The organism is Pseudolysobacter antarcticus (assembly GCF_004168365.1).
GTDB classification, from domain to species: domain Bacteria; phylum Pseudomonadota; class Gammaproteobacteria; order Xanthomonadales; family Rhodanobacteraceae; genus Pseudolysobacter; species Pseudolysobacter antarcticus.
This window is the reverse complement of the sequence record NZ_CP035704.1, coordinates 2091904-2105431: the sequence shown is the minus strand read 5'-3', so window position 1 is coordinate 2105431 and position 13528 is coordinate 2091904. Positions and strand designations below refer to the sequence as shown.

Genomic DNA, 13528 nt, shown 5'->3' with positions numbered 1-13528 from the left:
AAGTTATCTCCATAGTATAACGCCGACCGGTCACAAACCGCCGCTACGCGTTATCATTCTGCCCCCTGCTTTACGGAACTTTGCAATGACCCACCCCGCTTTGACCGCCATTTCCCCGCTGGACGGTCGTTATGCCGCGAAAGTCGAGCCGCTGCGTCCGATTTTCAGCGAATACGGACTGTTGCATCGTCGCGTCCAGGTCGAGGTGCGCTGGCTCGAAGCACTCGCCGCGCACGCAAAAATCGTCGAAGTACCCGCGCTGAGCGAGGATGCACGCAATGTATTGCAGCAACTCGTGGAGAATTTCACGCCTGCCGATGCCGCGCGTATCAAGGAAATCGAGCGCACCACGAACCACGATGTCAAAGCTGTCGAATACTTCATCAAGGAACGCATCAATGCACATGCCGAACTCGGTGCCGCGCGCGAATTTGTGCATTTCGCGTGCACCAGCGAGGACATCAATAACCTGAGTTACGGTTTGATGCTCAGCGATGCGCGGCGCGATGTCTTGCTGCCGGCGCTCGATCAACTACTGCATACGCTTACGCAGATGGCGCACGCACTCGCCGCGCAGCCAATGCTGTCACGCACGCACGGACAAACCGCGTCGCCGACCACGCTCGGCAAGGAAATCGCGAACGTGGTCGCGCGTCTGCAACGTCAACGCAAACAACTTGCACAGGTCGAACTCAGCGGCAAGATCAACGGCGCGGTCGGCAATTACAACGCGCATGTGCTTGCGTATCCCGAAGTCGACTGGCCGCACTTTGCGTGCGATTTCGTCGAGTCGCTCGGACTGAGTTTCAACGCCTATACTACACAGATCGAACCACACGATTGCATCGCCGAAATCAGCGATGTGTTTCGTCGCATCAACACGATCCTGATCGATTTCAGTCGCGATATCTGGGGTTATATTTCGCTCGGATATTTTCGTCAGGAACTGAAAGCCGGTGAAGTCGGATCGAGCACGATGCCGCACAAGGTCAACCCGATCGACTTCGAAAATGCCGAAGGCAATCTCGGCATCGCCAACGCCTTGTTCGGCCACTTCGCCGAGAAGCTGCCGATCTCGCGCTGGCAGCGCGACCTGACCGATTCCACCGTGCTGCGCGCGCTCGGCACCGCGTTTGGCCACAGCCTGATCGCGCTCGACGCGCTCGGTCGCGGCTTGTCGAAACTCAATGCCGACCCAGTGCGCATTGGCGCCGATCTCGATGCCAGCTGGGAAGTCCTCGCCGAAGCGATCCAGACCGTGATGCGTCGGTACGGCCTGCCCGAACCGTACGAACAATTGAAAGCACTCACGCGCGGCCAAGGCATCACGCGCGAAGCGATCCAGCACTTCGTCGCCACGCTGGATTTGCCGGATGACGTACGTGAGCGCTTGCAGGCGCTGACGCCAGCGAGTTATGTCGGACTGGCCGAGGTTCTGGCGCGTGATGTCTGACCTTCTCGGCATGCCGCCCGCGCGATTCCTGCGCGACTATTGGCAAAAAAAACCGCTGCTGATTCGCGGCGCGTTGCCAAATTTCGTAAGCCCGATCACGGCCAACGATCTGGCCGGACTTGCGTGCGAGGAAATGGCGTTGTCGCGGCTGATTACGCATACGCCAAAGACGGATCGCTGGACCTTGCGTAACGGTCCGTTCGCTGAAGGTGATTTCGCGACGCTGCCGAAATCGCACTGGACGTTGTTGGTGCAGGACGTCGACAAGTGGGACGCGAATATCGCCGCCCTGCTCGATCAGTTTCGATTCATTCCGGACTGGCGCATTGACGATGTGATGGTGAGCTACGCGGTCGATGGCGGTTCGGTCGGCGCGCATGTCGATCAGTACGATGTGTTTCTGTTGCAAGCGGCGGGTACGCGGCGCTGGCAGATCAGCACCGCAGCGGATGCGCCGAAAGAATTTCGCAGCGATGTCGAACTCAAGTTGCTGACCGAATTCAAGCCAACCGACGAATGGCTGCTGCAACCGGGCGACATGCTTTATCTGCCGCCGGGCGTGCCGCATCATGGTACTGCGATCGGCGAATGTCTGACGTTTTCGATCGGGCTGCGTGCGCCGTCGCACGCCGAGCTTTTCGGCGATTTTGCGGATTTCGTCGCCGAACGTTTACCCGAAGAACAACGTTACACCGACAGCGATTTGAGCGCCGCGCGTTTCCCCGGCGAAATCGATACATCGGCGCTGCAAAACGTGCAGAAAATTCTCGCCACCATCGGCACTGCCGACGAACAACAATTGCGCACATGGTTCGGCCCGTTCATCACGCGTTATCGCAATGCGCATGCACCGGCGCCACGTCCGCGTTCGCTCACCGATGCCGCGCTGCGCAAGCGTTTGTTGCAAGGTCATCGCTTGCAGCGCAATCCGTGGACGCGCCTCGCCTATGCCAAAGTCGGCAAGGCTGCGGAGTTGTATACGAGCGGCGATACGCAAGCGTGTTCACTGGCCTTGGCGCGTCTGCTCACCGCAACGCGCGAAATCGACGCAGCGGTATTGTTGCAACTTGCGCCGGACGAACTCGATACTGTGCGCGCCTTGTTGAATGCCGGACATTTTGGAATCAGCGCATGACCGATCAATCGACCCGAATCACGCCTGAATCTTCCACCGCGAAAACGATAACGGCAGATTTTAGTGTCGAACATGCTGCGTGGGATCGCGATCTTGCCGATCTGCGTGAGGTTCGCGAAGAAGTTTTCGTGATCGAGCAGCAGGTATCGCGCGAGGAAGAATGGGATGAGCTGGACGCGCTCAGCCACCACGTGCTGGCGCGTGCAAATGACGGGCAACCGATCGGCACGGGTCGACTCACGCCGGAACGCAAGATCGGGCGCATGGCGGTACGCAAGCCGTGGCGCGGCAAACAGGTTGGCGCGGCGCTGCTGCGCACGCTGGTCGAACGCGCGCGTGAACTCGGTTACGCCGAAGTGGAGCTGCATTCGCAAGTCAGCGCGATTGGTTTCTACGAGGCATTCGGTTTCGAGGGCTACGGCGAGGAATTTGTCGAGGCCAATATCCGCCACCGGCATATGCGCCTGGCGCTGGCTCCGATGACAGCGCCCGAACGCGCGCCGCCCGCGCCAGCTCCGCAAAACCAGGACTATCACACCAGCACACGCGACGAGACGGTCGCCACGTTGCTGGCGCTGTTGCAGGGCGCAGCGCGCGAGATTGCGATTTGCAGCCGCGAGCTCGATCCGGGCCTGCTCGACCACAGCGATATTCTTGCCGCACTTCAGCATATCGGCACGCAAGGCCGCGGCGCGCGCGTGCGCATTCTGGTGCGTGATCCCGACCGCGCGATGCACGACGGCAATCGCCTGATCGCGCTGGCGCAACGGCTTTCGAGCGTGTTCGAGATCCGCGTGCCGGAGTTCGATGAAGACCGTCACTACACGTCGGCGTTCCTGCTGACCGATCGATCGGGTTATCTGTTTCGTCCCGACGCGCTGCGCTACGAGGGCGAAGGCGGCAGCTACGCACCAGGCCGGCATCGCCAGTTGCTGAGCTATTTCGAGCAGGTCTGGGAGCGCGCGCGCGGCGCCGATGAACTACGCCAGTTGAGTTTGTAGACAAAGGTCGCACATCAATTCGGTGATCGAATTGTCTGCGAACATATGCACTGCATGAATCCTGCCCCACTGCCCACTGATTTTATTGCTGCAATGCCGCAGCTTGCGCGTATAATTTGCGGGTTTTAATTCGCACGAAACTGTTTTGTGCCGGACCGTCAATCCCATCGGGCGTGCGTCAAACGCGCCTCTCAACTTCGGTAAGCCAGCGTGAGCGCCAACCCCAGCCTGCTTCAACAATTCGCCCAGTCCTCGCAACTCTCGGGCGGTAACGCCGCGTTTATCGAGGGTTTGTACGAAAATTATCTGCAGGACACCGGCAGTGTTTCGCCCGAGTGGAAAACCTACTTCGATACGTTTCGCGGGCGCGAAGCCGGCGATGTGCCGCACTCGGTCGTCATCGCGGGTATCGAGGAAGCTCAAAAGCGCAATCGCAACGTCCACGCGCAGGCCGCTGTGCCAGCCAGCGAGCAGGATGCGCAGAAACAGGCGAACGTGCTGCGTCTGGTCACCGCCTATCGCTCACGCGGCCATCTCGCAGCGAATCTCGACCCGCTCGGTCTTGCGACAAAACAACCGGCGCCGGATCTGGAGCTTGCGTTTCACGGCCTGACCGATGCCGATCTCAATACCGAATTCAATACCGCGGCCCAGGCCGGATCGCGCCGACTCAAGCTCAAGGATTTGCTGGCGTTGCTCAAGGCAACCTATGCCAGCACCATCGGCGCTGAATTCATGCATATCTCGGATGCCGAACAGCGGCGCTGGGTGCATGAAAAAATGGAAGCCACCGGCGGCAAATTCCCGTTCAGCGCCGAGCAGAAAAAACACATCCTCGCGCAATTGACTGCAGCCGATGGACTTGAGCGCTACCTACATACGCGTTATGTCGGGCAGAAGCGTTTTTCGCTGGAAGGCGGCGACAGCCTGATTCCGATGCTCGACGACATCATCCAGCGCGGAGGCGCGAACGGCGCCAAGGAAATGGTCATCGGCATGGCGCACCGCGGTCGCCTCAATGTGCTGGTCAACACGTTCGGCAAACCGCCGCATCAGTTGTTCGACGAGTTCGAAGGCAAGTTTGCGCACGACGATGATCCGGCACATTCCGGCGACGTCAAATACCACATGGGTTTCAGCTCCGACATTCAAACCGCGGGCGGCGCCGTGCATCTGGCGATGGGCTTCAATCCGTCGCATCTGGAGATCATCAATCCGGTGGTCGCCGGCAGCGTGCGTGCACGACAGAATCGGCGCAAGGACAAGAGTCACGATCAGGTCATCGCAATTCTGATCCACGGCGATGCCGCGTTTGCCGGCCAGGGCGTCGGCATGGAATTGCTGAACATGTCGCAGGCGCGCGGTTTCCGCATCGGCGGCACCGTCCATATCGTGGTCAATAATCAGATCGGATTCACCACCAGCCGTGTCGACGATGCGCGCTCCACGCTGTATTGCACCGACGTGGCGAAAATGGTCGATGCGCCGGTGCTGCACGTCAACGGCGACGATCCGGAAGCGGTGCTGTATTGCGCGCAACTCGCGTTCGAATTCCGCGCCAAGTTCAAGCGCGACGTCGTGGTCGATCTGGTCTGTTATCGCCGCCAAGGCCACAACGAAGCCGACGAACCGGCGGCGACGCAGCCGATCATGTACCAGGTGATTCGCGCACGACCGACCGCACGCGAGTTGTACGCCAACCAATTGATCGAACAAAACCTGCTGACCGCCGCCGACGCACAGGCGATCGTCGATGACTATCGCAGCAAACTCGATGCTGGGCGCGCGGTTGCCGCGCTCGCGCCGGTCGCGCTGGACGGGTTGAATCTGGACTGGAGCAAATACCAGAACGGTACCTTGCAGCAACCGGCCAACACCGCGGTCGATCCTAAAAAGATGGCCGAGCTGCTGGATAAAATTCTCGTCCTGCCGAAGGATCTCGCATTGCAGGCGCGTGTCGCCAAGATCTATGAAGATCGCAACAAGATGGCCGCTGGCGAGCTGCGCATGGACTGGGGTTTTGCCGAAAATCTGGCTTACGCGTCGCTGATCGATCAGGGTTTCAATCTGCGTTTGGTCGGCCAGGATTCCGGTCGTGGCACGTTCTTCCATCGCCACGCGGTATTGCACGATCAGCATTCCAACGAAACCTATTTGCCGCTCAGCACGGTGCGCGACGGCGCCAGCGTGTGGGTGGTCGATTCGCTGCTGTCCGAAGAAGCAGTGATGGGTTTCGAATACGGTTATTCGACCGCCGATCCGAGCACGCTGTCGATCTGGGAAGGCCAGTTCGGCGACTTCGCCAACGGTGCGCAAGTCGTGATCGACCAGTTCATTTCTTCGGGCGAGGCCAAATGGGGACGCCTGTGCGGACTCGCCTTGTTCCTGCCACATGGCTACGAAGGTCAGGGTCCGGAGCATTCCTCGGCGCGTCTCGAACGTTTTCTGCAGATGTGCGCGCTCAGCAATATGCAGGTGTGCATGCCGACCACACCGGCGCAGATGTTCCATATGTTGCGCCGGCAGATGCTGCGCAGTTGCCGCAAGCCGCTGATCGTGATGACGCCGAAATCGATGTTGCGCAACAAGTCGTCGACCTCGTCGCTGGACGACCTGAGCAATGGCAGTTTCCAGCTCGTGATTGCCGATTCGAATGCAAAACAGCCCGCGCAAAAAGTGCGCCGAGTGGTGTTCTGTTCGGGCAAGGTTTATTACGATCTGATCGAAGACGCGCAGAAGCGTGGCATCGACGATGTGGCGATCCTGCGCGTCGAGCAGCTCTATCCGTTCCCGCGCGCTGAAGTCAGCGCCGAGCTCGCCAAATATCCAGCGGCGAAAGAAGTCGTATGGTGCCAGGAAGAGCCGATGAACCAAGGCGCATGGTTCCAGATTCGCCATCACCTGCAGGCCTGCATCGAGAACAAACACAGTCTCAGTTATGCCGGTCGACCACGCTCGCCAGCACCGGCGGCAGGCCATTTTAATGCCCACGTCGCCGAACAGGCCGCGCTGGTCGAACACGCGCTGCTGACGGCGGTCGCCACTGCTCACGTTTCGGAATAAAGGATAACCATGAGTATCGAAGTCAAAGTTCCCGTACTGCCCGAATCCGTCGCTGATGCGGTGATTGCCACCTGGCACAAAAAAGCTGGTGATGCGGTCAGACGCGACGAAAATCTGGTCGATCTCGAAACGGATAAAGTGGTGCTCGAAGTCCCCGCACCGGCCGACGGCATTCTCAAGACCATCGTGAAAAATACCGGCGATACTGTGCTGAGCCAAGAGCTGATCGCGATCATCGAAGAAGGCGCCGTGGCTGCCGCTCCGGCCGCAAAAGCCGAAGCGCCGAAAGCTGCCGCTGCACCGGCAGCCGCAGCACCCGCTGCCGCAGCAAGTTCCTCGAAATCTGCCGACCTTTCGCCAGCCGGCCAGCGTGTCGCGACCGAGAACAAGATCGATGCGAATAACGTCGCCGCGACCGGTCGTGATGGCCGTGTCACCAAGGAAGACCTGGTCAACTTCATCGCCGGCAAACCTGCGGCTGCAGCCGCGCCGAGCGCAGCCGCCGCCGTACGCGCGCCGACCGGAGCACGCCCGGAAGAGCGAGTGCCGATGACACGCATGCGCACCAAGATCGCCGAGCGCTTGATGCTGTCGAAAAACTCGATCGCGATGCTGACCTCGTTCAACGAAGTCAATCTCGGCAAGGTCGGGATAATGCGCAAGGAGCTTGGTGAATCGTTCGAGAAAGCCAACGGCATCAAACTCGGTTACATGAGTTTCTTCGTCAAGGCCGCGTGCGAAGCGCTGAAACGTCACCCGATCGTCAATAGTTCGGTCGATGGCAACGACGTGATCTATCACGGTTACCAGGACATTTCGGTCGCGGTATCGACTGAAAAAGGTCTGGTCACGCCGGTGTTGCGTGATGCGCAGAACATGAGTTTCGCCGAGATCGAAAAAGCCATCGCCGCATTCGCCAAACAAGCGCGCGAAGGCGGACTCAAGCTCGAAGATCTGCAAGGCGGCACCTTCACGATCACCAACGGCGGCACGTTCGGTTCGCTGATGTCCACACCGATCGTCAATCCGCCGCAGAGCGCGATCCTGGGCATGCATACGATCAAGGAACGCGCGATCGTCGAGAACGGCCAAGTGATCGCCGCGCCGATGATGTACATCGCGATCAGCTACGACCATCGCATCATCGATGGAAAAGATGCTGTGCTATTCCTCGTCGATATCAAGAATCAGCTTGAAAATCCGCAGCGCATGCTGCTCGGGCTTTGATATTTGTCAAAGCATAACAAGCCTTCATTCCGGCCCCGTCTGGAATGAAGGTTGCTGTTGCTGACGCCAGGTTTTCCGCGTCTGATCCCCGTCACTTTCTGGAAATTTGCCATGTCCGACCAATTCGATCTCATCGTCATCGGCGCCGGTCCGGCCGGTTATCACGCGGCGATTCGCGCGGCGCAACTTGGCTTGAAAGTCGCGTGCATCGATGACTTCATCGGCAAGGACGGCAAGCCTGCGCTCGGCGGAACCTGCCTCAACGTCGGCTGCATTCCATCCAAGGCGCTGCTGGATTCGTCGAAACAGTTCTGGAATCTGACCCAGCACTTCGACGTCCATGGCATCACCACGAGTGACGCGAAAATCGACGTCAACACGATGGTTGGGCGCAAGGACAAGATCGTCAAGCAATTCACCGGCGGCGTGGCCATGCTGTTCAAGTCGAACAAGATCACGCCCTTCTTTGGCAAAGGTAAATTGCTGAAGGATCGCCAGGTCGAAATCACCGCCGCCGATGGCAACAAACAAACTTTGAGCGGAACGAATGTCGTGATCGCCACGGGTTCGGCGCCGATCGAATTGCCGTTTGCGAAATTCGACGGCAAGTTTATTGTCGACAACGCTGGCGCGCTGGATTTTACCGCCGTGCCGAAACGCCTCGGCGTCATCGGCGCGGGCGTGATCGGGCTTGAACTCGGCAGCGTCTGGAAACGTCTCGGCAGCGAGGTAACGATCCTCGAAGCGCTGCCCGATTTTCTTGGTGCAGCCGATGCCGATATCGCCAAGGCAGCGGCGCGCGAATTCGCCAAGCAAGGCCTGAAAATCGAACTCGGCGCGAAGTTGTTGAAAGCCGAAATCAAGGGTGAGGAAGTCCACCTGAGTTACGCCGGCAAGGACGGCGAAAAACAACTTGTCGTCGATAAATTACTGGTCGCCGTTGGCCGCCGCGCCTACACCGATGGCGTGCTCGGTGAAGGCACCGGCGTGAAGCTCGACGAGCGTGGTCGGGTCGTGGTGGACGAACATTGCTGGAGCGGTGTCGAAGGAATCTGGGGCGTCGGCGATTGCGTCCGCGGACCGATGCTCGCGCACAAGGGTTTCGAGGAAGGCATGATGGTTGCCGAACTCATCGCTGGCAAAGCCGGCCATGTCAACATGGATACGATTCCGTGGGTGATTTACACCGAGCCGGAAATCGCTTGGGTCGGCAAGACCGAAAAGCAGCTCAAGGAAGAAGGCGTACCGTACAAGATCGGCAGTTTTCCGTTTGCCGCAATCGGTCGCGCCGTCGCCATGAACGAACCCGCCGGTCTCGTGAAGATGATTGCGCATGCAGAAACCGATCGTATTCTCGGTGTGCATCTGGTCGGCGCGAACGTATCCGAACTCGTCGCCGAATGTGTCGTGGCGATGGAGTTCAAGGGCTCATCCGAAGACCTCGCACGCATCGTGCACGCGCATCCGACGATGTCGGAAGCGGTGCACGAAGCGGCACTGGCAGTGGACAAACGCGCGATCCACAAAGCCAACTGATTTGATGCAGGTGCAGAGATGCCGCCGAGGAGTAGTCAATGAGCGTACCGGATAATTTCAACGCGTTTCGCATCCACGCCGATGGCAAAAGTCACCGCGCCGGCATCGAGCAGATTTCGCTAGACGATCTGAATCCCGGCGAAGTGGTGATCAAGACCGCGTACTCCTCGGTCAATTACAAGGATGCGCTGGCTGGCACCGGCAAGGGAAAAATCCTGCGCCACTTTCCGCTGGTCGGCGGCATCGATGTGGCCGGGCACGTGCTCAGTTCGACCGATGCGAAATTCAAGGAGGGCGATGCGGTACTCGTGACCGGCAGCGGCCTTTCGGAGAACCGCGATGGTGGTTATGCCGAATACGCGCGACTGGATTCATGCTGGGTGATTCCGCTGCCGAACGGTTTGAGTTTGCGCGAAGCAATGATCATCGGCACCGCCGGTTTCACCGCCGCACTGTCGTTGTACCGCATGCTGCAGAATGATCAAACGCCTGAACTCGGGCCGATCGTGGTTACCGGTGCAACCGGCGGTGTCGGCATGCTTGCGATCGACATCCTTACGCGCGCGGGTTTCGAGGCACACGCGATCAGCGGCAAGCTCGAACATTTCGACGACCTGATCGCACTTGGCGCCAAACAATGCATCTCGCGCACGGATTTGTACTGGGGACAACGCCCGCTCGAAGCCTCGCGCTGGGGCGGCGCCATCGACAATGTCGGCGGCGAAATGCTGGCGGGCTTGACGCGCTCGATTCATCCATACGGCAACATCGCAAGCTGCGGACTCGCGGCGAGTGCGGAACTCGCCACCACGGTAATGCCTTTCATCATACGTGGCGTGAGTCTGCTCGGCATCGCATCGAGCGGTACCGCGCGCCGCATTCGCGATGACATCTGGCAGCACCTCGGCAGCGACTGGAAACCCGCGCATCTCGACAAGATCGCAACTAGGGAAATCGGCCTATCCGGCCTGCCAGATGTATTCGATACCATGCTTGATGGTGCCTCGTTTGGCCGCAGCATGGTAAAAATCGGCGGTTGACCATCGTCTAACCGGGATAAATCACCAAGATTCATGCCAAACAACTATTCTGTCGAATTGGCGTAAAAAACGTGAATTTCAGTAAAATTCCCGCCGCGCAAGTGCTACAGTGGGTGGGTGGATGCAGCGGTTTGCACGCGTGCATCGCAAGCGGCACAAGCAAGGCGATATGCGGTAGTGTTGCCGCGTAGCGATGGCTCGGTGGATATGGGATATTGTCGTGGATATGTACAAACAACCTATCGCTGTTCACTCGACATGGGGGATGTCATGGCGAAAATTTTAATAGTCGATGATTCACCGTCGCAACTGGTGAGTCTTACCCGTCTGGTCGAAAAACTGGGCCATAAAACCGTCACGGCCGTGGATGGTTCCGCGGGCGTTGCTGCGGCCAAGCGCGAGACACCTGACCTCATTCTGATGGATGTGGTCATGCCGAATCTCAACGGATTCCAGGCCACACGTACGCTGTCGAAAGATCCGACCACCAGCCATATTCCGGTGATCCTGGTCACGACCAAGGATCAGAATACCGATCGAATCTGGGGTCTGCGTCAGGGCGCGAAAGCCTATGTCACCAAGCCGGTGAACGAGGCCGAACTTACCTTGGCAATTGGCAATTTGCTCACCGCTGCCTGAGCCAGCATAACGTCAGACTGTTTTTCTGTTTTGCACATTGACTCTGCCAAAACCGATCGAGCCTCGCGGCTGATCGGTTTTGTCGTTTAAGTGCCTTACGCCGAATCAGGCAACTGGCTGACGCGGATCGAAATCGAATTCGCGCGCCATATCCTCGTAGACCTTTCGTTGCGCATCCGTGCTCGGCACCGGCGCATGAATCACCAGTGTCACGAGTTGGTCGCCCGCGGGTGACCCAGGTAAACCCCGGCCCTTCAAACGCAGTTTTCTGCCGCTATTCGAACCGGCCGGAATCTTGAGATCGACATTACCGGCCAGCGTCGGCACCGCCACACTGGCACCCAATGCGGCTTCCCAAGGTGTGATCGGTAACTGCAGCAGCACATTGCGCCCCTCCAGCTCAAATCGTGAGTCCGGCAAAAGCTCGACTTCGAGCAACAAATCGCCGGCCGGGCCGCCTTGCGCACCCGGTGAACCCTGCCCCGCCAAGCGAATCTGCTGACCGGACAAAATCCCGGCAGGAATTTTTACTTCGAGCGCACGTTCGCTGCCGCCCTGATCACGCAAGGTCAGGCGTTGCTTGCCACCTTGGTAGGCGGTGACAAGATCAATCTGCACGCGCGCGCGCACGTCCTGCCCGCGGCGTGGTCCGGCAGGGCGTCGGCCGCGTGCCCCACCTGCATTGCCGAATAGCGATTCAAAAAAATCGCTGAAGCCTTCGCTCTCGCCACCCTGTCCGGAAAAACCCTGGCCGTCGCTGAAATTCGGCGGCGGATTGAATTCTTCGCCGGGACGATAACCACGCGCACGCAATTGATCGTAGGCCTTGCGCTTGGCCGGATCTTTCAACGCTTCGTAGGCTTCGTTGGCGCCCTTGAACTTTTCTTCGGCACCTTCGACCTTGCTCACATCCGGGTGAAATTTGCGCGCCAGCCGTCGATACGCGGACTTGATCGCGGCGTCCGTTGCGTCGGGTTTGACGCCCAGAACTTCGTAATAATCTTTGAACTGCATGAAATGAAAATCCCTCAGTAAATCTTGTAGCGCATGCTTGGGAATGCGCTTGTCCGACACGACCAACGTATCGCCCCCCCCAATGCCGGTGGCGACAAGGCGATATCAGATCAATCCTAGAAGCGGCTCACATTCCAAAAAAAACGGCCTGCGGTCAGATCACCGACCACAGGCCCGATACCCCAAGCAGTTTACGACTTAGTGACTGATGCTGATACGTCGCGGTGCAGATTGTGGATTTTTCGGGATGCTGATTTCCAGCACGCCAAACTTGCCTACCGCGGTAATGCCTTCGGCATTTGCCGTATCGGGCAACGCGAACTGGCGTTGGAAGCTGCCGCGAACGCGTTCAACGCGCGTGAATTTCTCGCCATCGACGCTCGCATCCGCGGCACGTGTGCCCTTGATCGAGAGCACACCTTTGTCCATATTCACTTCGATATCGTTCGGATCGATGCCGGGGATATCGGCGAGGATGACAAAACGATCGCTCTCTTCCTTGATGTCGACGCGCGGAATCCACTCGCCGGTATTGGCTTTCGCTGCGGCATCGGTCGGTGCATTGGCAAAAAGCGTATTCAGCACTTGCTTGAAATGCGGATGCGCGGTGCGGTAATGAAGGTTGTACATGGTTCTTTCCTCTGCAGCGTGGCGGGCGCACCACGGCGCCCATGTCACCAAGGTAGGGCTGGCGCGCGCACTTTCAAGAGCGTGTTTTTCAAGAGCAGGCTTTTCAAAAGCCGGTTTCGCGGATTGGATTTTCGCCGAGGCCGACAGCGAGCACGGCGACGCAGACCACGCGTTGCAGAAAGTCGTAAAATGAAACCGCTGGCTGCGCAGTCTCGCTGCGGCCATTTCGACCCACCACTACATCATCACCCGAGGACGCATCAATGACCATCAATGTTGGCGACACTATTCCGAATGCGACGCTCAATCATTACAAGGACGGCGTGCAGGCGATCAATACCGACGAAATTTTCAAGGGCAAAAAAGTCGTGCTGTTCTCGGTGCCCGGCGCATTCACGCCAACGTGTTCGGCCAAACATCTGCCGGGTTACGTCGAGCATTTCGCCGAGTTCAAAAGCAAGGGCGTGGACGTCGGTTGCATCGCGGTCAACGATGCATTTGTCATGGCGGCGTGGGGCAAGGATCAGCACACGCCCGACGGTTTGCTGATGCTGGCGGACGGCAACGGCGCATTTGCCAAACTGCTCGGCCTGGAAATGGATGCGAGCGCATTCGGCATGGGCGTACGCAGCAAGCGCTTTGCGCTTTACGCCGTCGATGGCGTGGTCAAGGCGCTACACATCGAAGCGCCTGGCGAATTCAAGGTATCCAGCGCCGAGGCAATGCTCGCGGCGATCGGTTGAGTTTGACAGGCAAAAAAAGCCCGCGTGTTGTGCGCGGGCTTTTTTTA

General features: G+C 58.7%; 12 protein-coding genes. 10 read left to right on the top strand and 2 right to left on the bottom strand.

Translation table 11 applies throughout. From position 1 onward, the window contains the following. Nucleotides 1–85: 85 nt before the first annotated feature. The 8 genes from purB to ELE36_RS08895 all read left to right on the top strand — a co-directional run bounded on the left by purB (nucleotide 86) and on the right by ELE36_RS08895 (nucleotide 11094). Nucleotides 86–1453, top strand: a complete 1368-nt coding sequence (purB, locus tag ELE36_RS08930) for an adenylosuccinate lyase (RefSeq protein WP_129832738.1) — start codon at nucleotides 86–88, stop codon at nucleotides 1451–1453. Further along, on the top strand, nucleotides 1446–2588 hold the full coding sequence (locus tag ELE36_RS08925) for a cupin domain-containing protein (RefSeq protein WP_242512400.1): 1143 nt from the start codon (nucleotides 1446–1448) through the stop codon (nucleotides 2586–2588). The genes purB and ELE36_RS08925 overlap by 8 nt, the downstream gene beginning before the upstream one ends. Next, the gene (locus tag ELE36_RS08920; RefSeq protein WP_129832736.1) at nucleotides 2585–3589 is read left to right on the top strand and encodes a GNAT family N-acetyltransferase; all 1005 of its coding nucleotides are present in this window, start codon (nucleotides 2585–2587) and stop codon (nucleotides 3587–3589) included. Before ELE36_RS08925 ends, ELE36_RS08920 begins: the two co-directional genes overlap by 4 nt. A 210-nt stretch (nucleotides 3590–3799) precedes the next feature. Continuing rightward, nucleotides 3800–6652, top strand: coding sequence for a 2-oxoglutarate dehydrogenase E1 component (locus tag ELE36_RS08915; RefSeq protein ID WP_129832735.1), 2853 nt, complete (start codon nucleotides 3800–3802; stop codon nucleotides 6650–6652). 9 nt (nucleotides 6653–6661) lie between these two features. Then, nucleotides 6662–7879, top strand: a complete 1218-nt coding sequence (gene odhB, locus ELE36_RS08910; RefSeq protein ID WP_129832734.1) for a 2-oxoglutarate dehydrogenase complex dihydrolipoyllysine-residue succinyltransferase — start codon at nucleotides 6662–6664, stop codon at nucleotides 7877–7879. A gap of 111 nt (nucleotides 7880–7990) precedes the next feature. Beyond that, the gene (gene lpdA / locus ELE36_RS08905; protein WP_129832733.1) at nucleotides 7991–9415 is read left to right on the top strand and encodes a dihydrolipoyl dehydrogenase; all 1425 of its coding nucleotides are present in this window, start codon (nucleotides 7991–7993) and stop codon (nucleotides 9413–9415) included. A 38-nt stretch (nucleotides 9416–9453) separates the two neighbouring features. Further along, complete coding sequence (locus ELE36_RS08900) at nucleotides 9454–10455, top strand: YhdH/YhfP family quinone oxidoreductase (protein WP_129832732.1); 1002 nt, start codon at nucleotides 9454–9456, stop codon at nucleotides 10453–10455. Between the two features lie 270 nt (nucleotides 10456–10725). Beyond that, nucleotides 10726–11094 (top strand): response regulator, encoded by a 369-nt coding sequence (locus tag ELE36_RS08895; RefSeq protein WP_129832731.1) that lies wholly within the window; start codon nucleotides 10726–10728, stop codon nucleotides 11092–11094. Between the two features lie 105 nt (nucleotides 11095–11199). On the opposite strand, the gene ELE36_RS08890 is transcribed toward ELE36_RS08895, so the two are convergent. Together ELE36_RS08890 and ELE36_RS08885 are read right to left on the bottom strand one after the other, a co-directional pair. Then, on the bottom strand, nucleotides 11200–12108 hold the full coding sequence (locus ELE36_RS08890; RefSeq protein ID WP_129832730.1) for a DnaJ C-terminal domain-containing protein: 909 nt from the start codon (nucleotides 12106–12108) through the stop codon (nucleotides 11200–11202). A 198-nt stretch (nucleotides 12109–12306) separates the two neighbouring features. Further along, nucleotides 12307–12738, bottom strand: coding sequence for an Hsp20/alpha crystallin family protein (locus ELE36_RS08885; RefSeq protein WP_129832729.1), 432 nt, complete (start codon nucleotides 12736–12738; stop codon nucleotides 12307–12309). Between ELE36_RS08885 and ELE36_RS08880 the strand changes: the two genes are divergently transcribed. Both ELE36_RS08880 and ELE36_RS08875 read left to right on the top strand, forming a co-directional pair. After that, complete coding sequence (locus ELE36_RS08880) at nucleotides 12737–12931, top strand: hypothetical protein (RefSeq protein ID WP_129832728.1); 195 nt, start codon at nucleotides 12737–12739, stop codon at nucleotides 12929–12931. The two genes, ELE36_RS08885 and ELE36_RS08880, sit on opposite strands and share 2 nt — an antisense overlap. Before the next feature lie 70 nt (nucleotides 12932–13001). Further along, a complete protein-coding gene (locus ELE36_RS08875) occupies nucleotides 13002–13481 on the top strand; it encodes a peroxiredoxin (protein ID WP_129832727.1) in 480 nt (159 codons plus the stop codon). The last annotated feature ends 47 nt before the right edge of the window (nucleotides 13482–13528 follow it).